This window comes from Salipiger sp. PrR002, assembly GCF_010500775.1.
Lineage (GTDB): Bacteria > Pseudomonadota > Alphaproteobacteria > Rhodobacterales > Rhodobacteraceae > Salipiger.
The window spans coordinates 1-23,270 of the sequence record NZ_JAAGOU010000027.1; the positions used below are offsets into that span (position 1 = coordinate 1).

Consider the following 23,270-nt stretch of genomic DNA (forward strand, 5'->3'; position numbering starts at 1 on the left):
AGAGTGACATTCCTGAATTGTTCATGGGTGACATTTTAGCTTTGCCGCTACACGCCACGGCACGGATAATGCGCATTATGTAACCGCTGCGGGCATTGGGGGGCGCGCAAGACGCCCCCCAAAAAGACAAAACGCCTTGGTGCCAAACAGCCACCAAGGCGAAAGGTCCTGAAATAGGGTGCGGCGCTTCCCACTCCGGAAACCATTTAACAAAACACTGACTAAATGACGCCGCGTTCTACCGGTAGCATGGGTGGGCAGGCTCGCCAAGAGATTATCATTTTGATAAATTCAGTTCTGGCCCGACCGTGACATTTGTTGACGTCGCGCGCGGGCTGTAGGAACAATGGCGCCATGGACAAGCTCAGCTCAATTCTGCAACTGCGTGAAATGCTTCGGCAACTCGAGCGCGATGTCGGCCTCGAGGACCTCAGCCGCTTCGAGCGCGACGTGCTGCTGGCCGCACATGGGCTGTGCGAGCGTCCGGGCGATGTCATCAGCTCCGAGCAGATCCGCGAGCATGCGCTGGTGCGTCCCGCCGCGCAGGCGACCTTTTACCGCGCCATCCGCACGCTGCTGGAACGCGGGTTTCTGGAACGCGCCGCAGACACCAAGGCGAAATCCTACGTGGTGCGCAGCGATCTGGTGGGCTCGCCCCTGCCGCTGCCCTAGCGGGCTGCCCTAAAAGGCTGCTTTAAGGGACCGCTCTGAGGGACTGGCCTAGCTCCTCAGACCGCGCCCCGCGCAATCGCGCAAAGGCGGCCTGTCCCGACGGCCACGTCGAAGAGAATTGCGCGTTACCTTTCGATGCCTTACCGAGGGTGAACCGAGCCTTGGCATCCTGCGCGCTTACCCTCTGAGACCCGGACGTGACGAAACTTCTGAACATTGCGGTTGTGGCCTTGGCCTACATCCTTGCCCACGGGCTTACGGCGGTGCTGATCACACCGCTGCAATCGCGCGTGCTGCCGGACATCACCGCCTTTGCCAGCCTCGTCTATCTGCCGCATGGGGTGCGCGTGCTGTCCACATGGCTGATGGGGCGCATCGCCTTTGTGCCGCTGTGCATCGGCGCCTTCCTGTCCGAAGCGCTGTTCACCCCGGCGGACATCAGCAGCGCCACCGACCCGGTGATCCTGCTGTCGATCGCCATCGGCGCGGCCTCGGCGCTGCTTGCCTTCGAGGCGCTGGCGCGGGCGGGATACCGGCTCTATGCCCGGCAACAGCGCGAGATCCACTGGAAGTGGCTGCTGCTGGCGGGCACGCTGGCCTCGGTGATCAATTCGGTGGGCCAGTCGCTGGTGTTCTCGGGCTACATGCTGCCCAATCATTCCTTCGCGGTGCTGGCGGTCTATGCGCTGGGGGATCTGATCGGGCTGATCGTCACCACCTTTGCGCTGATGCTGATCTTTCGCTGGCTGCGGATCGTCGGCGCAAAGCGCTGATCCGCCGCCGCGCCCATCCGGTGACGGGCGCAGCGACGGACCTTGCACACAAGATCAGGCGGCGAGCTTGCGCTTGGCGGCGGCCAGTTTGCCCGCGTAATCCAGCGCGGCGAGCATGTTGACGTGGTTGGCCTTGCCACTGCCCGCGATGTCGAAGGCGGTGCCATGGTCCACCGAGCACCGGTCGATCGGCAGCCCCAGCGAGACGTTCACCGCCGTGTCGAAGGCGATCAGCTTGATCGGGATGTGGCCCTGATCGTGATACTGCGCGATCACCAGATCGAAGGCCCCGGTGTTGGCGCGGTGATAGACCGTATCGGCCGAGATCGGCCCCTGCACGTTGATGCCTTCGGCCTTGGCCATCTCGACGCCGGGGGCGATCTGCTTGTCGTCCTCGCTGCCAAAAAGCCCACCCTCGCCGCAATGCGGGTTGATCCCGGCGACCGCGATGCGCGGGTTTTCCAGCCCCATGCGGCGCAGGTGATTGTGGCCGACGCGGATCGTCTCCAGCACCCGCTCGGGCGTGGCGCGGGTGATCGCATCCTTCAGCGACACATGCGTCGAGACGTGCAGCACGTTGAGCGTCGGCGAGGCCAGCAGCATCCAGCTTGATTTGCAGCCGGTGAGATGCGCCAGCATGCCCGTGTGCCCGTCGTAGTGATGGCCCGCGGCGTTCAGCGCCGCCTTGTTGATCGGCGCGGTGACGATGCAGGAGGCCGCGCCCGAGCTCGTCAGCTCGACCGCCTTGTTGATGTATTGGAACGAGGCCTCGCCGCAGGCCTCCGACAGCACGCCGAAGCTGCCGGGCAGCCCGTCCACGGGCACATGGATGACCTGCAGCGCCGCCTCGGGGCCGCTGCCCTGCGGGCGCAGCGCCAGATCGAGATCGCAGGCGCGGATCGCGCGCTGCAGCGTGTCCTCGTCCCCAATCACGGCGTAGCGGGCGCGCTCTGCCGGTGAGAGCCCGGCCATGGCCTTGACGGTGACCTCGGCGCCAACCCCGGAAGGGTCGCCCATGGTGATGACAATCGGTTTGTCGGACATAACGTCCCTCCAGCGAGTGTTCGGGGCAGGCCGCGTCAGCGGGCGGCCAGTTCCTTGGTGTTGAGACAGCGCGGCGGCATGTCCCCGGCAAACAGCGCATCGAGGCTTTCGATCACCATCAGGCCGACGTTTTCCAGCGCCTCCTTGGTATCGGCCCCGGAGTGCGGCGTGAAGACCGCGTTCGGATGCGCGAACACCGGGTGCGACACATCCGGCGGCTCGGAGACATAGGCGTCGATCGCCACTCCGCCGAGCGTTCCGGCCTCCAGCGCCGCGGCCACCGCGTCAAGATCGACCACTTCGCCGCGGGCGAGGTTGATCAGCTTGGCATCCGGTTTCATCAGCGTCAGCGTTTCGGCATTGATCAGCGCGGCATTGCCCTCGCCGCCAAAGACATGCAGCGAGACATAATCGGCCCGCGCCAGCAGATCCTCGAGCGGCAGGAAGCTGACGCCATGCTCTGCGGCAAAACCCTCATCGGGGTATTTGTCGGTGGCCACCACCGTCATCCCCAGACCCAGCGCCAGCTTTGCCAGCCGCTTGCCGATATTGCCAAGGCCGACGATGCCGAGGGTCTTGCCGCCCAGCTGCGTGCCGATGCGCCGCTCCCAGCCACCAGAGGTGACCGAGCCGTGGCCCTGCGGGATCCAGCGCGCCATCGAGAACATCAGCCCCACCGCAAGCTCGGCCACCGCGTCGGCATTGGCGGCGGGCGTGTTGCAGACCGGCAGGCCCGCGGCGGTGCAGGCGGGGATATCGATATTGTCGACGCCCACGCCATGTTTGACCACAGCGCGCAGGTTCTGGCCCTGCGCCAGCGTCTCGGCGCTCACCGGCACAAGGCCCACCACCAGCGCGTCGGCGCGGGCGATATGCTCGGACAGGCCGCCGTCGGGCTTGCTGGTGTCGGTGCATCGGATGAACTCCCAGCCGCGCGCCGCGATCAGCTCGGGCACCCGGCCATGCTTGCCAAAGCCCGGCGAGGTGGTGACGACAACGGGTTTAGGGCCAGCCATCAGATCAGCTCGTATTTGCGCAGGATCGCTTCGATCTGCTTGTCCTGCTCGGGGTCGGGCAGCAGCGCGGGCTGGCGCGAGGCACCGACGGAAGGGTCCATCACCCACAGCGCGCGCTTCACAAGCGCAGGCGGATAGCCCAGCTTGTAAAGATCGGTGCGGAAGCTGCCATAGGTCTCCTGCGCCGCCGCCGCGCCCGCCTCGTCGCCGGCGTTGAAGCAAGTGACGATCCGCGCCAGCACCTCGGGCATGACGTTGCCAAGGCCAGAGATCGCGCCCTTGGCGCCGTTCTGGAACGCCCAATGCACCAGATGGTCGGGGCCGGAATAGACGTCGAACGCCTCTTCCTCGCGGCCCACGGCCATATACTGCTCGAGCGTTTCCTGCGCGCCGCCACTGTCCTTGATACCCGCGATATTGGGGTGCTTGGCCAGCGCCCGCGCGGTCTCGGGCTCGATGTGGTTCTGGGTGCGCGCGGGGATGTCGTAAAGATAGACCGGCGTGCTCACCGCATCGGCGACGGTGGTGAAATGGCGGATCAGACCGTCTTGGGTGCAGGCGATGAAAAACGGCGTGATCACCGCGATCCCATCGACGCCGATGCGGTCGAACTCTTTCGACAGCGCCACGGTCTCGAAGGTCGCGGGCATCCCGGCGTTGACGATGACCTTGGCGCGGCCATCCACCTCGGCGACGACCTCCTCGGTCAGCTTCACCTTCTCGTCGAAGGTCAGCGCCGAGAAATCGCCGTTGGTGCCCGCGCACATGATGTTGTTGCCAGCGGCGACCTGACGGCGCACCTGCGCGCGGGTGGCCTCGTAATTGATCGTCTCATCGTCGTTGAAGCAGGTGACCAGCGCGACGAAGGCTTCTTTTTGCGAACTCATGCGTTCTCCTGATTATTGGTGTTGCGCGGCACGCTTGCGAACGATCGCGCGCGAGATGAAGGGCCATGCCGCCGAAAGGACAGTGAGCCCGAGGAACAGCAGGGTGATCGGCGTCGAGATGAACGACAGCACGTTGTCGTCGTTCTGCAGCAGACCGCGGCGCAGGTTGGATTCCAGCAGCGGCCCGAGGATCAGCGCGATACAGAGCGCCGCCTGGCTGAAGCCGAATTTCTGCATCCCCCAGCCCAGCACGCCAAAGCCCACCATCGTGTAAAGGTCGACCGGGTTGAGGTTGATCGAGAAGGCGCCGATGAAGCAGAACACCACGATCGACATCGCCAGCAGACGGCGCGGGATCATCAGGATGCGGCTGAAGACCGGGATCAGCGCCATGCCGAAGATGAACATGAAGATGGTGGCGATGAAGGTGCCGCCGAACATGCCGACCACCACATCAGGGTTGGTCTGGAACAGCATCGGTCCCGGCGCGAGCCCTTGGATCAGCAGCCCGCCCATCAGCACGGCGGTCACCACGTCTCCGGGGATGCCAAGCGCCAGCAGCGGGATCAGCGCCGCGGCGCAGACCGCGTTGTTGGCCGATTCCGTGGCGGCGATGCCGGGGGCGTAGCCGGTGCCGAATTTCTCGGGGGTGTTCGAGGCGCGGCGCGTCTCATTGTAGGAAATCCACGAGGCGGTGCCCGAGCCGGTGCCCGGCACGATGCCGATCAGCGTGCCGATGAGCGAGCCGCGGATCAGCGCGCCCTTGCTCTCGGACATCTCGGCGCGGGTCGGCCAGCGGCCGGTGGCGCTCTTGATCGGCTCTTCGCCCACGGCGATCCGCTCCATCTGGGTGAAGACTTCCGAGAGCGCGAACAGGCCGATCAGCGCCGGGGTGAAGGCAAAGCCCGAGGCAAAGCCCTGAATGTCGAAGGTGTAGCGCATGACGCCCGAGATCGGATCGGCGCCGACGGTCGAGATCAGGATGCCCAGCAGCCCCGAGATCGCGCCCTTCAGCAGATCGCCCGACAGCGAGGCGATGATCGTCAGGCCAAAGAGGGCCAGCGCGAAATATTCCGCCGCGCCGAACTTCAGCGCGATGCCCGCCAGTTGCGGCGCCAGCGTCGCCAGCACCACCGCCGCGATCAGCCCGCCGATGGTCGAGGCGATGGTCGCCATACCAAGCGCCCGGCCCGCCGCGCCCTTTTGCGCCATCGGATAGCCATCCAGCACCGTCGCCGCCGAGGCCGGGGTGCCCGGGGTGCGCAGCAGGATCGACGAGACGCAGCCGCCGTAGATGCCGCCGATATAGATGCCGATCAGCATGTTGAGACCCATCACCGGCGTCATGCCGAAGGTGAGCGGGATCAGCAGCGCCACCCCCATCGTCGCGGTGAGCCCCGGCAGCGCGCCGATGACCAGACCGCCGAAGGTTCCAAGCGCGATGGTCAGCAGGACCTGCGGCTCGAAGAGAGGTGCGAGAAAGGCGATTGTGTCCATGACAACCCTGCAGCTGAGTGGGTCCGCCGCTGCCGGCGGCTGAGTGGATAGGCCGCTGCCGGCGGCTGGGAAAGGCAGGGACCGGGGCACAGCATGCCCCGGTCCGGGGACGGGTGCCGGGGCGCGCCCGGCGCCGCGTCAGTTGTTCATGCCGAGCATGTCGAGTTTCTCAAGCACGGCGCGGGTGGTTTCCATGTCCTTGCGGGCACGGGCCTCGAAGGCCTCGCCATCCTCATAGGTCACGAACTCGCCCATGTCGGTGAGGGTCTTTTTGAACTCCTCATCATTGGCCAGCTCCTGAACCGCGCCGCGCAGCCACGCGAGGGTTTCCTCGTCCATGCCCTTCGGGCCGATCAGGCCTTTCCACGACGACCAGGTGAAATCGACACCCTTTTCAACCGCGGTGGGCGTGTCGGGGAAGAGGTCGATGCGCTCGTCTTCCATCACGAAGAGCGGGGTCATCTGGCCCGACTCCGAGGCCGCCTTGGCTTCGGCGGGCGAGGCCACCATCGCGTCGATATGGCCGCCGATACAGGCGGTGCGCGCCTCGGACGAGCCGTTGAACGGCACCGACTCGATGCTGATGCCCGCGGCATCGGCAAAGGCTTCGGCCGAGATCTGGTTCGCGCCGCCAGCGCCCGAGTTGCCGACCTGCGGCTTGCCCGATTTGGCGTACTCGATAAAGGCGTCGTAATCGGCGAAGGGCGCATCGGCGCAGGCCACCATGACCTGCAGCGAGCGGGCATAAAGACCGATGAATTCCACGTCGTCGAGCTGATAGTCGGTGCCGCCGATCAGCGGCTTGATCACCAGCGGACCCTGCGCGCCTGCGCCAAGGGTGTAGCCGTCAGCGCGGGCGTGGATCGCCGCCGAAGAGCCGATCGCGCCGCCGCCGCCGGGCTGGTTGCGCACCACCATCTGGCCGTCTTTCAGACGCTCGAAAGCATCGGCCACCACGCGCATCGACAGGTCGGTCGAGCCGCCCGCGGAATAGGGCACCACGACCTGAACCGGGCGCTTGGGGAAATCCGCGGCCAGCGCCGCACCCGCAGTTGCCGTGGCCAGAGCGGCCCCGATGAGTGTTGTCTTGAGCATGAAGTCTTCCTCCCTTCAGTATGGTTGTGTTTGGTCGGTCGCGCCTAGGGCAGCCAGACCGACAGCAGTTCGGTGAACCCGAAGTAGATCGCCAGCGTCATGCCGACGGGAAACAGCACCACGAGCAGCCAATTGCGCTCGCCCAGCAGGATCAGCCCGACGATGAAGGCAACCAGCGTCGAGGGCAGATAGCCCACCGGCATGAAGGCCACGGCGTAGCAGATCATCAGCAGGGTAAAGCCCGCCATGGCGGCCAGCGTGCGCTTGCCGGGCATGGTGATGTCGGTCTCGGGGTCATGCTCGGCACGCAGCGCCCGCACGATCAGCAGCACCGACAGCACCGAAACGAGGCCGATCACCAGCCACGGCACAAAGCTCGGTCCGGCGGCGCTCGAGTTGAAGCCCTGCTTGATGTAGGTGGCGCGCCAGCCGGCGAAGCCGCAGAACAGCAGCAGGCCGCTGCCGATCCAGAGATCTGCCTTTTGCTCGCGTAGGATCATCTGCCACTCCTCCCTTGGACAGCGGGCCCTGGTCGCGGGGCCGCGTCGCAACCCGCCTGCAACATGGCCGGAACTTGTCGGGCAAAATGCAGGCGAGATGACAACATGTCAATTCATAAACTGAAAAATTCTGCAGAAACGCCCATGGCGGCGGGTATCTCAGGCTGTCACCCGACCCCAAACACACAGTAAAAACGCGATATAACCGCTGATTATCTCACATTTCCGCGACCGATCGCTCTTTTGGGATAGGCGCCGCGCCCGCGATCCCGCCAAAGTTACTATTTGACAACTTGTAAAACTTACGCCAGTTCTGAGCCCAAGCGAGCCTGCGGCCCCGCGCCAGCGGCGACTCGGACACGCAAGACCACACGCAAGAACATGGGCGCGCCACGACGACCACAGCCGCGCCCCAAACGATCAAGGGCGCGACCGCGCACCCAGAGGAGGACCCCGCCATGCATGACCTGACCACCCCGATTGAACTGCGCCGTCCCGCGCTGATCCACTACGGCAGCGGCACGCTGGAAAAGCTCGCCGACTGGGTGGCCGCCTCGGGCTATAAAGCGCCTTTCGTGGTGGCCGATCCGGTCAACGCCGCGCGGCTCTCGGTGCTTGGTCTGGGCGAGGTTGGCTGCTTCGGCACCGTGGTGCCCGAGCCCGACAGCGACAACCTTGCCGCGGCGGTCGCGGCGGCGGGCGGCGCCGATCTGGTGATCGGCTTCGGCGGCGGCTCTGCGATGGATCTGGCCAAGCTGGTGGCGGTGATGGTCGGCCAGCCGCTTGGCCTTGCCGAGATCAGCGGCCCCAACCGCGCCCCCGCGCGCAAGGTTGGCCTCGTGCAGATCCCCACCACCGCGGGCACCGGATCCGAGGTTGGCACCCGCGCGCTGGTCACCGACCCCGCCACCAACAGCAAGATCGCCACCGAAAGCCCGCATATGCTGGCCGATCTGGCGATCATCGACCCCGATCTGACCATGAGCGTGCCCGCGCATGTGACCGCCGCCACCGGCGTCGACGCCATGGCCCATTGCGCCGAGGCGTTCACCTCGAAACGCGCGCATCCGCTGATCGACGGCTATGCGCTGCAGGGGATCGAACTGGTGGGCCGCTACCTGCGCCGCGCCGTCGAGAACGGCGGTGACACCGAGGCCCGCGCCGGCCTGTCGCTGGCGGCCTTTTATGGCGGCATCTGCCTTGGGCCGGTCAACACCACCGCGGGCCACGCGCTCAGCTACCCGCTTGGCACCCGCTACAAACTGCCGCACGGGATCGCCAACGCGCTGATCTTCCCGCATGTTCTTGCGGCAAACGCCGAGGCGCAGCCGGAAAAGACCGCGCTGATCGCCAAGGCGCTGGGGTTCGAGGCGGGCAGCGAAGCCGCGATCCGCGAGGGCGCCACCGCCTTCTGCGCCGCGCTTGGGCTCGACATGCGGCTGCGCGCGCATGGGGTGGCCGAGGATGATCTGGGGTCCATGGCCGTTGAGGCGCATGCGATCCGCCGCCTGCTCGACTGGAACCCGCGCGATCTGTCGGTCGGAGAGATCGAGGAGATTTACCGCCGCGCCTACTGACCGGCGCGGGGTCAAGGGCATCGAGGGAGGAGAGATGCGCAAACGGGTGCATATCGTCGCCGACGACCTGACCGGCGCGCTCGACAGCGCCGCCACTTTCGCGGCGCGTGGCGCGCGGGTGCGGGTCGCCTGCCGCCCGGCCGATCTGCCCGAGGCGCTGGCCTCCGAGGCCGAGGTGATCGCCGTGGCCACCGGCACCCGCGACGGGCCGGAGGCCGAGGCGATCCAAATCGCGCGGCAGGTGGCGGGCGCGCTGTCGGGCCAAGACGGCATTCTTTTCAAGAAGATCGACAGCCGCCTCAAGGGCCATATCGGCGCGGAACTGGCACAGCTGGCGGCCCCCGGCGCGCCGCTGGTGGTCAACCCGGCGATCCCCAAGCTCGGGCGGCACTGCCTTGGCGGCGCGGTCACCGGCGCGGGGGTGGACACGCCCATTCCCATCGCCCCGCGCCTTGGCCGCACCGTCGCCGTGCCCGACACCCGCAGCGCCGAGGATCTGGACGCGCAGTTGCCCGACACGCTGGAGGGGGCCGTTCTGGTCGGGGCCGCAGGTCTGGCCGAGGCGCTGGCGACCCGGCTCTGGCCACACCCCGACGCGCCTACACCCGCCGCTTCCGCGTCGCTGCCGCTCACCCGCCCTGCCCTGCTGGCCATCGGCTCGCGCGATCCGGTGACCGGCGCGCAGCTCGAGGCGCTGCAAGACGTGCCGCTGCTGAACGCGCCCAATGGTGCCAGCCCCGCGCTGCCCGGCCCCGCCGAGGCGCCGCTGCTGGTGATCCGCATGACGCCGGGCGAGACGGTGATCCCCGGTGCCGAGGCGGGCGCCGCCTTTGCCCGCACCATCGCCGCGGCGCAGGCGCATCTGCAGCCCGCCACGCTGTTTGCCTGCGGCGGTGAGAGCGCCGCGGCGCTGCTGGCGGATCTGGGGATCGGACAACTGGACGTCTTGGGCGAGGCTCTGCCCGGTGTGCCGGTCTCGCGCCCCGCCAGCGGCCATAAATTCACGCTAGTGACCAAATCCGGCGGCTTCGGCGCCCCCGACACGTTGGTCAAACTTGTAAAAATGCTGGCAAGCGACTAATCCCTTTACGCTCAGGACGAGGCAGGGCTGATGGCGACAGGCAAAACGAAGACGCGAATGCCCCTTGCGGACAAGGTGTATCATTCGCTGCACGCGCGGATCGTCAACGGCGAGTATCCCGCCAACGAAAAGCTCCCCGCCGAGATGCAGCTGGCCGAGGAATTCGGCGTCTCGCGCCCGGTGCTGCGGACCGCGCTGGAAAAGCTGCGCGAAGAGGGCATGGTGGTCTCGCGTCAGGGCGCGGGCAGCTTCGTGCGCGCCAATGTCTCCCCGGCTCCGCTGGGCTTTTCCAAGGTCGAGACGCTGGCCGACATCCAGCGCTGCTATGAGTTCCGCATCAATCTCGAAACCGAGGCCGCCGCGCTGGCCGCCGAGCGCCGCAACGCCGAGCTTCTGGGCGAGATCGAAAAGGCGCTGGACCTGCTGCGCGCCGCCACCGGATCGCTGCAGCACCGCGAGGACGCGGATTTCATGTTCCATGGCAGCATCGCCCGCGCCTCGAACAACCAGTATTTCGAGGCCACCTTCCGCGCCCTGCGCGACCATGTGAACGTCGGGATGAAGCTGCACGGCGAGTCGCTGATGAACGACGGGCGCAAGGGGCTCGAAGAGGTGCTGGCCGAACACACCCGCATCTATGAGGCGATCCGCGCGCAGGACCCCGAGCGCGCCCGCGCCGAGATGCGCATCCACCTCGAGCATTCGCGCGACCGGCTGTTCGGCGGCGGGCTGCTGGATCTGTCGCTGCGCTGAGCCGACGCCGCACATAAACCCGCGCCTAAACCCGCACAGAAAAAGGGGCGCCCGCGGCTGACACGGGACGCCCCAGAAAACCCCCGGACCGAAACCTCCGGACCGGGGGTCGGGAGCCTGAAGTTACGGCGTGTACCAGATCGGCGAGCCGTAGGCGCGTTCCTGTCCGGTGGTCTCGGCGGCCTCGGGGATCTCCACGCCAAAGCGCTGCGCGTCATAGACCACCCAGCGCGGCGTCGGGATCTCCAGCACGCGCGCGTAGTAGAACGCCTTTTGCGCCGGATCGAACTCGGGGTCGGTCCAGACCGTGGCAAGCTCTGACGCACCAATGGTGTTGTACCAAGTGGCCGCGGCGATATCGACGGTATTGCCCACCGCGGGCAGCATCCCGTTCGCATCCATCTCGCGCCCGTCCGACCACGCCACGTCGAAAACCTTTTCATGGCTCTCCCCCGCGGCATCCATCCAGCCTTTGACGATCTGGATGCGGTCGAGATTGGCGCCAATCGGATCGCGCAGCGCATAGACCATGAAGGTCGGCGCCTCGGCCCCCTCGGGCGCGGCGCGCAGATCGCCGCCCATGGGCACGCCCTTCTCGTAGCCGATAAAGGCCGGCTGGCGCGAGCGCAGGTCGTCCTCGGTGAACTCCCAGCCGCCGAAGAAGCGCAGCATCATGCGCGGGCCGGTGGTGGCATAGACCTCCTTGCGCTCCATCGCGTCAAAGATCGCCTCGCGGGTGTTCTCCTTGGCCCAGACCGCCGCCAGCCCCGAGGCCACCAGCTGGTAGCCCTCGAAGGTGCCCTTGTCGGATTTGGCGAAAGGATGCTCCATCCGTGTCGGCGAGGGCTCGGCCGAGGCCGCCTTGCCAAAGAAGTTCTCTTCTTCGATGGCGGGCAGCGAGGTGTGCGAGTCGGTGGAGCCGACCATGCCGAACTTATAGGGGTTGGTGCCGAATTTCTCTTCCAGCTGCAGCCCCATCTTCAGCGCCTCGCGGGCATACTCGTATTTGAGCATCTCGTCGGTCTTGGCCGCGCTGAGATCGAGGTTGCCCACGTCCCATGTCTCATAGTCGGCGAAGGCGTCATCGGGGCTGAGCAGCGGATGCGCCTCGCCGTCGCCCTTGATCTGCGTCGCCTCATAGAGCGGCTCCCATTTGGCGCGCTTCTCGACGTAATTCTCGTCAATCGCCTTGCCGGTGAACTGCTGCTCGAAGGGGAACATGATGCCGTTCGACAGGTTGCCATTGTGCGACAGCGCCAGCACCGAGCCGCCGGTCTTGGCCTCGTAATCCTCGAGGTACTGATAGAGGTCGAGCGGATCTGTGCTGCCATAGGGCGGCTGGGTGACCATCGGCACCACCTGCGAGGCCTTGGCCCCGCCGTCGCGGAAAATCACGTTGCGATGCAGGTTGTTGCCGCTGTCGAGCGAGGTCCACTCATAGCCGATGAAGGCGGTGAAATTGCCCGGATCGTTGAACCGCTCGGCGGCCTCGATGACGTCGCCCCAGACGGTGTTATAGACCTTCGAGCCCGGCGCGTAATCCTCGAGGAACTGCTCGGGCAGCTCGGCCTGCGCGAAGGTGGTGATGAGATCGAGCGCCGCATCGGCGGCCTCCTGTCCGCCCGCCTGCAGCCCGTCGTACCACGCCTGCCCCTCGGGCACCGCAAGGATGTTCGGCGCCCCGGCGGCGAGGTCGATGGAAAAGCCCATCATGTCGGAATGATCGGCGATGACCACCCAATCGAGCGGACGACCCAGCTTCACCGGCAGCCCGGTGGCCGAAGTGACCTCTTCGCCGCGGGTAAAGCGATAGGCAGGCTCCAGCCCCAGCGTATTGCCAAACAGCCCCGCATCGACCGAGAGCGCGGTGTGCAGATGCGTGTCGCCCCAGAACACCTGACTTGGAAAGGCGCGCTGCGCGTAGGGTGAATAGGTCTTGCCGTGGTAGAGCTCGGTGATCGACTCCTCGGATGGCACGAATTGCGCCGCTGCGGCGCAGGGCAGCGCGGCAATCAGCAGCGCGGCGGGGAGTTTCAGCTCAGGACTTTTCAGGTCAGGACTTTTCAGGCGTCTGGGGTGGGTCGATGGCTCACTCATGGCGCTCTCCTCCCTTGGCTGCACGATGCCACGATGCGCGGCGGCGGCCTCGCGCCCCTGACGCAGCTGCCCACGCAGGCTACGCCCCCCGAAAGGCCGCGCAATGACTGCGGTCAATGACTGGGTGATTCCGCGCCGCCTGAGCCCCCCCTCCCCCACCGTGCCACACACCTCATGAGCGCCGCTTGGCGCAAGACAGCCCTACGGGCATCGACCATTCCCTTTTGCCCGCAAAAGGCGCTATGGCCGCGCCCAACGCGAGGCTTCCGAGGAGAGAGAGATGTCGTATTTCCCCAAATGGCGCAGCACCACCGGCGCGGAGGTGATGCCCGACGAGAGGCTGCCCGGCGCGGCCTCGGTGCCGATGGGCATTCAGCACCTGCTGGCCATGTCCGGCTCGACCATCGTCGCGCCGATCCTCATGGGGTTCGATCCCAATGTGGCGGTGTTCTTCTCGGGCATCGGCACGTTGCTGTTCTTCATCATCACCGCCGGGCGGGTGCCCAGCTACCTCGGCTCGTCCTTCGCCTTCATCGCGGTGGTGCTGGCGGTGACCGGACAGGAGGGCGCGACCATCGCTCATGCGCTTGGCGGGATCATCGCCTGCGGCGCGCTCTACGCGCTGATCGGGCTGATCGTCATGGCGGTCGGCTATGGCTGGGTCGAGCGGCTGATGCCGCCCGTGGTCACCGGCACCATCGGCATCGCCATCGGCCTCAACCTCGCGCCGGTGGCGGTGGACCAGCTGAACGCCTTCGGCTCGCCCACACCCTCGCACCTCAGCGTGGCGCTGCTGACGGTGCTGTGTATGGCGATGGTCTCTTGCTACGGCCATTCCCGCACCCGGCGGCTGTCGGTGCTGCTGGCGCTGCTCTTTGGCTATGCGCTGGTGCTGGTGCTGGGCAACCTCATGGGCCTGATGACGCCGATCGACTTTTCTGCGGTCGCCGGAGCCGCTTGGTTCGGTCTGCCGAAGTTCCAGACGCCCGAATTCCACTGGTCGGCCATCACCCTCATCGCCCCGGTGGCGATCGTGCTGGTCGCCGAGAACCTCGGGCACATCAAGGCGCTCGGCGCGATCACCGGCAAGGATATGGACCCTTACATCGGGCGCGGTTTTCTGGCCGACGGTCTGGCGACCATGGTCGCGGGCTCGGGCGGCGGCACCGGGGTGACCACCTACGCCGAGAACATCGGTGTCATGGCGATGACCAAGGTCTATTCCACGCTGGTCTTTGTGATCGCCGCTTTCGCCGCGATCCTGCTCGGCCTCTCGCCAAAGTTCGGCGCGCTCTTGCAGACCATCCCCGCGCCGGTTCTGGCGGGGCTTTCGGTGGCGGTCTTCGGGCTCATCGCCTCGGCCATGGCGCGCATCTGGATCGAGAACAAAGTGGACTTCTCGGACCCGCGCAACCTCTTCACCGCCGGTGTCGCGCTGATCTTCGGCGCCGGGGATTTCACCCTGCACATCGGGCAGTTCTCGCTGGGCGGCATCGGCACCTCGACGCTGACCGCGCTGCTGCTTTACCAACTGCTGGGCCTTGGCCGCAAAGCCTGACGCCCTCTCGCTCCGCGCGGCCCGGCGCTGCGCGGAGCCCCCCACCAAAGCGGCTCACCAAAGCGCCGCAAGAAAACGGCTCAGCCCCGCCCCAAAAGCCGCAGCAGGATGCGCGTATCGTGGTCCTGCCCGCCAAAGAACACCGCCAGCACGCGGATCTCTTCGGCCGCATCATCCACATCGAAATAAAAGATCGCCCGCTCTTTGGTGACATGGCGCAGCGCCGTGCCCAACTCGGGCCGCCGGGTGCCCTGATGCGGTGCCTGCCCCAAGCCTTCCATCGCCGCAAGGATCGCCGCCAGCCGCCGCTCGGCGATCTCGAACGCCGCCTCCACAGGCTCGCCAAGCGCCTCGGCGCTGCCTGCGATGAAATCGAAAATCAGCTCCAGATCACGCGCGACCGCCGCCGCCCGCAGAACCCTATAGGCCACGCTCGGCCCGCTTGCGGGCGATCATCGCCTCGGTCCCCGCGCGCCCCTCGTCCAGCGCCACGAAAGCCCCGGCGCGCCGCGCATCCAGCAACTGCCGCAGCGCCTCGGCCTGTTCGCTTTCCTGCCGCATCAGCTCGACCCCATGTTGCAGCGCCGCGCTGACCGACGGAAACCGCCCGACCTGCACGAGGCTGCGCACATAGGCATCTTGCGCTTCGGTGAGAGAGATAGAGGCTTTGACGCTCATGCTGGGGCCCTCTTATGCTACTGGGTAGTATATGGACGCAAACCTGCCGCGGTCAACGCGCCAGCCTCTCCCGAGGCCGCAAAAGAAGACCGGCCGCGCGCTGCGCGACCGGTTTCCCGGGGGTGCGGTGCCCCCGTCCCCGCGTGGTCCCCAGTTCCGCGACCAGGGTCCCCGCATTCCGCGTCAGGCGACGAGAAGATCTCCAAGCTCGCCTGCGTACAAAATTGGGTAACTGCTCGAGAACGCATCGAGCCCGGTGGGCACGGCGGTGAAACTGGCCGTCCCGTCGTTGATCAGCACAAACGTGTCGGCGCTCGCCTTGGCGACGAGGATCAGGTCAATGTCGCCATCGCCGTCGAAATCACCCTGCGCGGTCAACTCACCCGCAAGGCTGGGATCGAGCGAGGCCACCTCGATCGACAGCTCGCCTTCCTCGAGCGGGAACTCGAACACCCGCAGCCCTGCATCGAGCCCCTCAGAGACGTCTTCGATGCTCGCGCCGACCATCTCGAGCTTGCCGTCACCGTCATAGTCACCGATCTGCAGAAAGCCGACGCCGTTGAGCTCGCCATCCGGGAACGTGGGGGCGAACGCCGCCGCGTCCCGCGCGCCGGTGCCATCGTTGATATAGGTGTAGATGCCGCCGCCATCGCTGATCGCCACATAGAGCACATCCAGATCGCCATCGCCGTCGAGGTCGGCAGGGATCTCGGTGCTGTTGCCATCGTCGCTCCCACCATAGCGCCCCACCGGATCGAAGCCGCCCGCACCGTCGTTGATCATCACCAGCGTATTGCTGAACTCCCACGCGACGTTGAGCAGCAGGTCGAGCTTGCCGTCACCGTTCATATCGGCGAGCCCAGCGAAATTGCCGCCTTGGCTGAGGTCATAGATCTCGTCCGGCACCGGCAGTTCGATCAGGTTGAACGTGTCGTCCCCGGCGTTGTCAAAGATCATGATCCTGCCCGCGATGAACGACACCGCGGCAAAATCCACATCGCCATCGCCGTCGATATCCCCGGCGTCGCCGGTCAGCAGGATCTCCCACAGCCGGTCGACCACCGAAGCGGGATAGCCGTAAAGCCCCGCAACGAAGCTGGTGCTGTCGCTGGTGGTCTCGGTAAAGCCGCCGCTGCCGTCGTTCTCATAGACGGTGGTCACCACCTCAAAGATGAACTCATCCGCCGGAGAGCTGGCCTCGGGCAGCGGGAAGGGATCGACAACCGCCACGTCGAGAAAGTCGAGATCGCCGTCGCCATCCATGTCCACCGCGCGCAGCGTGCCATCCGGCGTGACCCCGGTGGCCAGTTCGGTGAAACCGCCGCTGCCATCGTTCAGCGCCACATAGACCTCGCCGTCGCGCATGTACCACAGATCGAGCGTCGCCGGAGCGCGGGGGCCGCTGGATCCCGGCTCGACACTGGTGAACTGCAGATAATCGACGCGCAGCGGCTCGCCGCCATCGCCCTGCCCCACCAGTTCAATGGTGTCGCCCGCCTCCAGCGCCAGCCCTTCGATCACCTCTTCCACAAGGCTCGCGCGGCTGGCGATGCTGGCCCCGCCGGTCCCGTCCCAGTCAAAGCTCGCCACTTCCGCGCCATTGACCAGCACCTGCAGCCACGAGACGCCATCGGTCTCGTCGAAATAGCCGATGGTCAGATCGAAACTGCCGGACTGCTGCACGCTGTAGCTGGCGCGCGCCTCGTCGCCGCTGGTGTGCTGCAGCATCTCGCGCCCCGAGGCCGCGCCGTTCGATCGCACGCTAAAACCCGAGACGATCTGCAGATCCTCGGCCTCGATCACAAAGCTCTCGCCAAGCGATGGGGCGGCGGCGGCAGAGATCTCCACATAGTCGGTGCGCAGCGGCTCGCCGCCGTCCCGCGCGCCGCGCAGTTCGATCACATCGCCCGGTGCCAGCACCAGCCCGGTGACCGTATAGTCGGCCTTGGAGGCGGCGGTGACGATGGCATCGCCGGTGGTGCTGTCCCAGTCAAAGCTCGCGACCACCGTGCCATTGACCAGCACTTCCATCATCGAGACCCCGTCGGTCTCGTCGAAATAGGCCACTGTCAGATCGTAAAGCCCTGCAACACCGTCAAAAACGCCCCCCGCCTGCGCGCTTGCGCCGGTTGCCTGCAGATAGGCATCGCCCGAGGGATGCGGGTTCGAGGCGACAGCAAAACCGGCACCGATACTCAGCGCCTCGGCTTCGGTGAGGCCAAGGCTCAACGTGGCGGTGGGGCTGAAGTCGGGGAAGGAAAAGACGGAACTCTGCGACAGGGCAGCGGGCATGAACGTGCCTCCGAAATCTACAAAAATGAATCGGTCAAAAGCGGTAGTGAAATAAATGCGACCGAAATTGGCCGAAAAATGAATGGGGACAGAGTGCGCGGAACCCGCGCCTACGTCAACTCAGAGCCTTGGGTCGGCAGAAGTTTGCGCAGGCTCAAACCGCCGCGAGAGTGCTAAGCCTCAGGTGACCACCTGCACCTCATCCACGCCGCCATCGACGGCACGGCAGGCGCTCAGCAGGCGCGCGCCCAGATGTCCCGAGACATAGCTGGCGTGGAACCGCGAGGGCGCGATCAGCACCAGCCGCCCCCCTGCCCTCTCGCGCCGCTCCAGCGCGGCGAACCACGCGGCATAAAGCGCCGGGTCCTCGCCATGCAGCACCGCGCGGGCCAGACCCCACTCGCTTTCATCCGCCAGATTGGGCGCGGGAATTTTTCCCTTCACCGGGAGAGGCACCACTTTCTCATCCGCCGGCTCGCTGCCGCTGAGCCGCTGTTCCAGATCGGGGCCCACGTCGCCCCAGCGCGTGCGGCTGTCTTCGAGGATGCGCTCGATGGCGAGGGAATATTCGCTGACCCGTCCGCGCGCGCCCTGCCGCTTCACCTTGAGCCAGCCCATGGCGCGCAGCTTGGCCATCTCGCGTTTCACCGTGCGCTCGTCCACCAGCCACAGCCGGGCGATCTCGCGCTGGCCCACGGCCAGTTCGTCGCGGGCCCAATTGTAGCGCGCGGTCACCAGCGTCATCAGCCGCAGGACCAGACGCTGGCGGCCCTTGTCCTGCGCCAGCGCATAGGCTCCCATGACGGTGAGCAGGTCGTATTTCATCGCGGCGGCGTTGCGCCCGGCCGCTTTCGTGGCAAGCATGTCCCTGCCCTCGTGTTTCCTGCCGCCTCTGTGCGGTGCCTCGAGTATGCGGGCTCTTTCGGCCCGTTGCGTCTTTGCCGGGAACAGCGTGCGGTGGTCTGGGTGAAAACGCAACGCTCTTTCCCGAGCTTGTGCCATTTGCGTCCGCTTTCTCGATTCTGTCAAGCCGGGGTCCGTTTTGGCTCCAGACCCAAACCCATTTTCGAATGAAAATATCGGTAGTCTGGTATAGGGGGACACGCAGGGAGTCCCCTATTTCGCCAAAAATGTCCCCCAATATGTGGGGGAGCCGCAGAAAGTGTCCCCCATTATCCGACCCTGACTCCGGGTGAGTCGCGGGGCCGAGGCCGAATCGGACTCCCTTTGCTGCAAGGGTCCGCGGCGCTGGGGACACAGGCAAAACCACGATTTCCGCGAATGCCTTATAAGAGAGTATTAGCTTTTGCCTTGAATGCAAATTCGGCGTAAATTCCAGCCCATCGGAAATTAGCGTCCAGAGGTTTCGCCAAACTGTCCCCGCGGGGACACCAGGCGCAACACCCCTCCCGGACCGGCGCAGCCGACCCTGTCCCCGCGGGGACAGATCGCAAGTGTCCCCACGGGGACAGGTCCGATTTGTCCCCACGGGGACAGAGATAAGAGTGTCCCCACGGGGACAGCAGGCAAAGCGTCCGCAGTGGCGCGACAACATGAAGGTGTCCCCGCGGGGACAGGAGGCAGGATGTTTACACATGAAGACCTTGCGCGGCTGCAGGCGCAGTCGCTGAAGATGCAGGGATGGATCCGGCAGCAGACCTTCTCGCCCGAGATGGAAAAGACCCTGCGCCGGTTCTCCAGCTGGGAGGTGGCCGAACTGATCCTGCAGGTGAACCAATCCACCCTGCGCGGCCGCATGGCCGCCGACCCGCATCTGCCGCAGGGGCTGGTCGAAGAGGATGGCCGCCAGCGCTGGTACTCGCTCGAAGAGATCAACGAGATCCGCCGCAAGCTGAAGGTCAACCGCAAGAGTCTGATGCCGCCCCGCCCCGCGAACAAGCGTGCCTTCCGCGTCGCCATCTCGAACTTCAAGGGCGGCGCGGGCAAATCCACCGTGGCGCTGCATTTCGCCCATGCCGCCGCGCTTGATGGCTACCGGGTGCTCTGCGTCGACTTCGATCCGCAGGCGACGCTCAGCCACTCCATGGGCCTGTCGGACATCACCGAGGAATACACCGTCTGGGGCATCATGGCCCGCGACCTGATCCGCGAGACCGAGCGGATGAACGCCGCCACCCGCGGCGCGGAAAGCGGCTCGTCCCTGCCCGAGCGGCGGCTGCCCGAGGCGATCACCTCCATGGGGCTGCGCGACCTGCGCGCCGCCGATTTCATCAAGCCGACCTCCTGGCCGACGATCGACATCATCCCCTCCTGCGCCAATGCGGCCTTTGTCGAGTTCGCCTCGGCGCAGTACCGGCACCTCAACCCCGAGTGGTCGTTCTTTGCCGCGGTCAGCCGCTACCTCGACAGCCTGCCGCCCGATGCCTACGATCTGGTGATCTTCGACTGCCCGCCCGCCATCGGGTACCAAAGCATGAACGCGGTCTTCGCTGCCGACATGCTCTATATCCCCTCGGGGCCGGGCTATTGGGAATATGATTCCACCACCTCCTTCATCGGCCAGCTCAGCGAAGCGCTCGGCGATCTGTCGGGCTTCGAAGGCGTTGTCCCCGCGGGGACACTCACCCTGCCCAAGGCGTTCCTCGACGTGCGCTTCCTGCTGACCCGCTACGAGAGCGGCAATGACCTGCACCGCGCGATGCGGCAAGCTTTCCAGAAGGTCTGGGATGAGAGGATGACCGAACACCCGATCGAGATGACCCGCGCCGTCGAGCAATCCGGCCGCTTCCTCAGCTCGATCTATGAAATCGACTATCGCGAGATGACCCGCGAGACATGGCGCCGGGCGCGCGCCTCTTTCGACCGCGCCTATGAGGAGTTCCGCAGCCACGTGCTGACCGCGTGGGACAAGCTGGAGGATGAGGCATGAGCAAGCGACGCGGTTTCGACATCGACTTTCCTGAAACGCCCGATGGGGTCTACACCGGCGGCGGGCGCAAGACCGCGAGTGACGAGTCGGCGCGGCCCGCTGTCCCCGCGGGGACACGGCGCGGCCCGATGGCGGCGGCGATCAGCGAGAACGCCGAAGCGCTGCGCGACCGCGCCGAGGCCGAGCGCGCGATCCGCGAAGAGAACGACCGGCTGGCGCATGACTATGTGCGGCTGAAGCGGGCAGGGCTGATCACCGACCTCGTGCCGATCGACGCGGTGCTGACCACCAAGCTCACCCGCGACCGCGCCGCCGGGCCGGACCCCGAGATCGAGGAACTCAAGTCCTCGATCCGCGAGGTCGGCCTGTCGAACCCGATCCGGGTGGAGCCGGTGGGCGATCACTTCGAACTGGTGCAGGGCTTCCGGCGTCTGTCGGCCTTCCGCGAGCTTTATGCGGAAACCGGCGACGAGGCCTACGCCCGCATCCCCGCCGGGTTGGTCGCCTCGGGCGAGGCGCTGGTGGGGCTCTACCGCAAGATGGTCGATGAGAACCTCGTGCGCCGCGGCATCTCCTTTGCCGAAATGGCGCAGCTGGCGCTGAGCTTCGCGCGCGATCCGGCCACCGACACCGATGATATCGAAGAGGCGATCACCCTGCTCTACGCCTCCGCCGGGCGGCAGAAGCGCAGCTATATCCGCCATTTCGCCACGCTGCTCGAAGAGCTCGGCGGCGAGCTGCGCCACCCCGAGGCGATCTCGCGGCAGCTGGGTCTCGATCTGGTGAAGCGCATGGGTGACGAGCCGGGTTTCTCGGCGGGGCTGAAAACCATGCTGGCGGGGCAGGGCGAGGTCTCGTCGGATTACGAGATGGCGCGGCTGACCGACGCGGTGAAATCCGCGCCCAAGGCGGCACCGAAGCCGAAAGGGTCCAGCGCCAATGCCGCCGCCAAGACGACGCTGCGCTGCACTGTCCCCGCGGGGACAGTCCGCTGCGCGGCGCGCGACGGCAAGGTGGAGCTGGCGATGGAGCGGGACTTCTCGAGCATCGACCGGCACCGGCTGGAGGCGGCGGTGGCAGCCTTCATGGCGGCGCTCGACGACTGACGCGGCGCGTCATGGCCAGCAGGGCATCGCCCCTGTCCCCGTGGGGACAGGGGTTTTTTTGTGCCTGTGTGGTGCCGCGCAAAACCCAGTGCAAGACCCAGTTCGAGACCCGGCGCGGCCCAGGTCTGGCCCAGGGCTCAGCGCTCTGTCCCCGCGGGGACAGGGGTGAAAACGGGGGCTCCGCCCCCGGCCGCACAGCGGCCTCCCCCGGGATATTTTCATCTAGACGAAGCGGCGGGGACACCTAGGGCATCGGCCCTTCCTCTTGGCATAAATATCCCGGGGGAGTCCGCCTTTGGCGGACGGGGGCAGAGCCCCTTCATGCTCCGGCATGGGCGCTCAATCCGTGACTGTCCCCGCGGGGACAGCGGGCGTCTTTCATGTATTATGTTAAATCAATATGTCCCCGCGCGCGCGGCCCGCTCACCCTTCACGGCGTAGCAAAGCAGCAGCCCGAACGCCCCGAGATAGCCGAGCGTGGCGATCGAGGGGAACTCTCCGCGCATCGACAGCGCGGCCATCAGGCTGTCGAACCGGCCGGGCACCGACGCGCCGAAAACCGCGAGGCCGCAGGCGCTCCAGCAGCAGACCGCGAGGGCGATCTTCCCGGTGCCCCCGGCGAAACGTGCGGCGTCGGGCAGCAGCAGCGCCAGCGCCATCCCCAGCGCGCAGAGGTCGTAGTCGTAGTTGTAGGGGCTCACCGCATAGCTCGACAGCAGCGCCACGCCGAGCAGCCGCCGCGGTTGCCAGCGGCGCAGCGCCAGCGCCGCCACCAGCCCGAGCGCCAGCGTCGCCACGCTGGCCTGCGCGGCGAAGGCGAGATCGGCGGAGGCGCCGGAGTTGCGCAACCCGGCGTAGACCGAACTCATGCGGAACAGCGGATAGCGCCCCTCGGCCAGATAGGCGCCGGAGTCCCGCGCGCTCTGCGCCACCACGGCCCAGATGCCGGGGCCGAAGGCCAGCGTGGCGGCGGCGACCGCGGCGAGGGTGACGGCCACCGAGACCGCAAGAACCTTCCAGCGTCTTGTCATCAGCGCGTGCAAGGCGAGGCCAACGGCGAGATGCGGCTTGATCGCCATCAGCCCCAGCGGCACGCCCGCCGATCCAGAACCGGTGCCAGAGCCAGAACCGGTGCCGCGCAGCGCCAGCAGCGCGTAGCTGCCCACCAGCGCGGCGGTCATCATGCCGTTCTGCCCGGTCAGCAGCGTCACCATCAGCGCTGGCAGCACCAGCACCAGCGCGGCGTCGAAATGCACCCCGGCGAGCCTTTTCAGCACCCAGAGGAATCCGGCCAGCGACCCGGCGGCAAAGGCGAAATAAGCAAGCCAGCGCGGCAGCAGCGCCAGCAGCGCGACGAAGAGGTCCATCTGCGCCGGATAGGTCCATGGCATGAAACCCTGATCGGGCCCGTTCACCGCGTCCTGCGCCGGTGCGAAAAGGCCAAAATCATAGGTCTCGGCAACCCGGCCCTGCCAGACATACTCGCCGACCATGTAGAAAACGTTGAAATCGAGGAACAGAGGGTCCTTGCCGAACAGCCCGCCCATATGCTGCGCCGTGGCAAAGAGCAGCATCGCAAACAGCATCGCCATCAGCACCGCGCGGCTCATGGCACTGAGGCGGAAGAGCACCGGCTCGCCGGGGACGCGGGCACCGGGAAGGGCGGTCTCGGCGAGGGCGGGGGAGCTGTCTTGCATCGGGCGGGTCCTTGGGTCGAGGCTTTGGATCGGCTGGAGAGGCTTAAAGCGGGCAGG

At 66.4% G+C, this 23,270-nt stretch carries 20 protein-coding genes; 8 read left to right on the forward strand and 12 right to left on the reverse strand.

Features of this window, described 5'->3' with window-relative positions:
• Window positions 1-354 precede the first annotated feature (354 nt).
• Both G0A00_RS20245 and G0A00_RS20250 read left to right on the forward strand, forming a co-directional pair.
• On the forward strand, window positions 355-672 hold the full coding sequence (locus tag G0A00_RS20245; RefSeq protein ID WP_164214227.1) for a hypothetical protein: 318 nt from the start codon (window positions 355-357) through the stop codon (window positions 670-672).
• Window positions 673-869: 197 nt separating this feature from the next.
• Window positions 870-1,445, forward strand: a complete 576-nt coding sequence (locus G0A00_RS20250; protein WP_164214228.1) for a hypothetical protein — start codon at window positions 870-872, stop codon at window positions 1,443-1,445.
• Between the two features lie 54 nt (window positions 1,446-1,499).
• On the opposite strand, the gene pdxA is transcribed toward G0A00_RS20250, so the two are convergent.
• The 6 genes from pdxA to G0A00_RS20280 form a co-directional block, all read right to left on the reverse strand.
• Window positions 1,500-2,489, reverse strand: coding sequence for a 4-hydroxythreonine-4-phosphate dehydrogenase PdxA (pdxA, locus tag G0A00_RS20255; protein ID WP_066112128.1), 990 nt, complete (start codon window positions 2,487-2,489; stop codon window positions 1,500-1,502).
• Between the two features lie 35 nt (window positions 2,490-2,524).
• Window positions 2,525-3,505 carry a phosphoglycerate dehydrogenase gene (locus G0A00_RS20260; protein WP_164214229.1) on the reverse strand — a complete coding sequence of 327 codons (981 nt, stop codon included), beginning with the start codon at window positions 3,503-3,505 and terminating at the stop codon, window positions 2,525-2,527.
• Window positions 3,505-4,392 carry a dihydrodipicolinate synthase family protein gene (locus G0A00_RS20265; RefSeq protein WP_164214230.1) on the reverse strand — a complete coding sequence of 296 codons (888 nt, stop codon included), beginning with the start codon at window positions 4,390-4,392 and terminating at the stop codon, window positions 3,505-3,507. The genes G0A00_RS20260 and G0A00_RS20265 overlap by 1 nt, the downstream gene beginning before the upstream one ends.
• Before the next feature lie 12 nt (window positions 4,393-4,404).
• Window positions 4,405-5,889, reverse strand: coding sequence for a tripartite tricarboxylate transporter permease (locus G0A00_RS20270; RefSeq protein ID WP_066112119.1), 1,485 nt, complete (start codon window positions 5,887-5,889; stop codon window positions 4,405-4,407).
• Between the two features lie 138 nt (window positions 5,890-6,027).
• Entirely contained in the window at window positions 6,028-6,984 is a 957-nt protein-coding gene (locus tag G0A00_RS20275) for a tripartite tricarboxylate transporter substrate binding protein (RefSeq protein WP_164214231.1), read from the reverse strand.
• Between the two features lie 44 nt (window positions 6,985-7,028).
• Window positions 7,029-7,484, reverse strand: a complete 456-nt coding sequence (locus G0A00_RS20280; protein ID WP_066112113.1) for a tripartite tricarboxylate transporter TctB family protein — start codon at window positions 7,482-7,484, stop codon at window positions 7,029-7,031.
• Window positions 7,485-7,942: 458 nt separating this feature from the next.
• On the opposite strand from G0A00_RS20280, the gene G0A00_RS20285 reads away from it, so the two are divergent.
• The 3 genes from G0A00_RS20285 to G0A00_RS20295 are packed head-to-tail and all read left to right on the forward strand — an operon-like array spanning window position 7,943 to window position 10,895.
• Window positions 7,943-9,061 carry an iron-containing alcohol dehydrogenase family protein gene (locus G0A00_RS20285; protein WP_164214232.1) on the forward strand — a complete coding sequence of 373 codons (1,119 nt, stop codon included), beginning with the start codon at window positions 7,943-7,945 and terminating at the stop codon, window positions 9,059-9,061.
• A 34-nt stretch (window positions 9,062-9,095) separates the two neighbouring features.
• On the forward strand, window positions 9,096-10,142 hold the full coding sequence (locus tag G0A00_RS20290) for a four-carbon acid sugar kinase family protein (RefSeq protein WP_164214233.1): 1,047 nt from the start codon (window positions 9,096-9,098) through the stop codon (window positions 10,140-10,142).
• 57 nt (window positions 10,143-10,199) lie between these two features.
• The gene (locus G0A00_RS20295) at window positions 10,200-10,895 is read left to right on the forward strand and encodes a FadR/GntR family transcriptional regulator (RefSeq protein ID WP_164214234.1); all 696 of its coding nucleotides are present in this window, start codon (window positions 10,200-10,202) and stop codon (window positions 10,893-10,895) included.
• A gap of 123 nt (window positions 10,896-11,018) precedes the next feature.
• Here the strand turns inward: G0A00_RS20295 and G0A00_RS20300 are convergent, their stop codons facing one another.
• The gene (locus tag G0A00_RS20300) at window positions 11,019-12,992 is read right to left on the reverse strand and encodes a DUF3604 domain-containing protein (protein WP_164214235.1); all 1,974 of its coding nucleotides are present in this window, start codon (window positions 12,990-12,992) and stop codon (window positions 11,019-11,021) included.
• Between the two features lie 280 nt (window positions 12,993-13,272).
• Here G0A00_RS20300 and G0A00_RS20305 point away from each other — a divergent pair, with 280 nt between their 5' ends.
• Window positions 13,273-14,550, forward strand: coding sequence for a solute carrier family 23 protein (locus G0A00_RS20305; protein ID WP_164214236.1), 1,278 nt, complete (start codon window positions 13,273-13,275; stop codon window positions 14,548-14,550).
• 80 nt (window positions 14,551-14,630) lie between these two features.
• Here G0A00_RS20305 and G0A00_RS20310 read toward each other — a convergent pair whose 3' ends face one another.
• The 4 genes from G0A00_RS20310 to G0A00_RS20325 form a co-directional block, all read right to left on the reverse strand.
• Window positions 14,631-14,981: a type II toxin-antitoxin system RelE/ParE family toxin gene (locus G0A00_RS20310; RefSeq protein ID WP_164214237.1), complete on the reverse strand. Its 351-nt coding sequence runs from the start codon at window positions 14,979-14,981 to the stop codon at window positions 14,631-14,633.
• The gene (locus G0A00_RS20315) at window positions 14,971-15,228 is read right to left on the reverse strand and encodes a type II toxin-antitoxin system ParD family antitoxin (protein WP_164214238.1); all 258 of its coding nucleotides are present in this window, start codon (window positions 15,226-15,228) and stop codon (window positions 14,971-14,973) included. Before G0A00_RS20315 ends, G0A00_RS20310 begins: the two co-directional genes overlap by 11 nt.
• 183 nt (window positions 15,229-15,411) lie before the next feature.
• Window positions 15,412-17,520 carry an FG-GAP-like repeat-containing protein gene (locus tag G0A00_RS20320; RefSeq protein WP_164214239.1) on the reverse strand — a complete coding sequence of 703 codons (2,109 nt, stop codon included), beginning with the start codon at window positions 17,518-17,520 and terminating at the stop codon, window positions 15,412-15,414.
• A gap of 180 nt (window positions 17,521-17,700) precedes the next feature.
• Window positions 17,701-18,384, reverse strand: coding sequence for a hypothetical protein (locus G0A00_RS20325; RefSeq protein ID WP_164214240.1), 684 nt, complete (start codon window positions 18,382-18,384; stop codon window positions 17,701-17,703).
• Between the two features lie 721 nt (window positions 18,385-19,105).
• Between G0A00_RS20325 and G0A00_RS20330 the strand changes: the two genes are divergently transcribed.
• Together G0A00_RS20330 and G0A00_RS20335 are read left to right on the forward strand one after the other, a co-directional pair.
• Complete coding sequence (locus G0A00_RS20330) at window positions 19,106-20,410, forward strand: AAA family ATPase (protein ID WP_164214241.1); 1,305 nt, start codon at window positions 19,106-19,108, stop codon at window positions 20,408-20,410.
• Window positions 20,407-21,516 (forward strand): ParB N-terminal domain-containing protein, encoded by a 1,110-nt coding sequence (locus G0A00_RS20335; protein WP_164214242.1) that lies wholly within the window; start codon window positions 20,407-20,409, stop codon window positions 21,514-21,516. Before G0A00_RS20330 ends, G0A00_RS20335 begins: the two co-directional genes overlap by 4 nt.
• Before the next feature lie 395 nt (window positions 21,517-21,911).
• On the opposite strand, the gene G0A00_RS20340 is transcribed toward G0A00_RS20335, so the two are convergent.
• Window positions 21,912-23,213 (reverse strand): glycosyltransferase family 87 protein, encoded by a 1,302-nt coding sequence (locus tag G0A00_RS20340; RefSeq protein WP_164214243.1) that lies wholly within the window; start codon window positions 23,211-23,213, stop codon window positions 21,912-21,914.
• Window positions 23,214-23,270 lie beyond the last annotated feature (57 nt).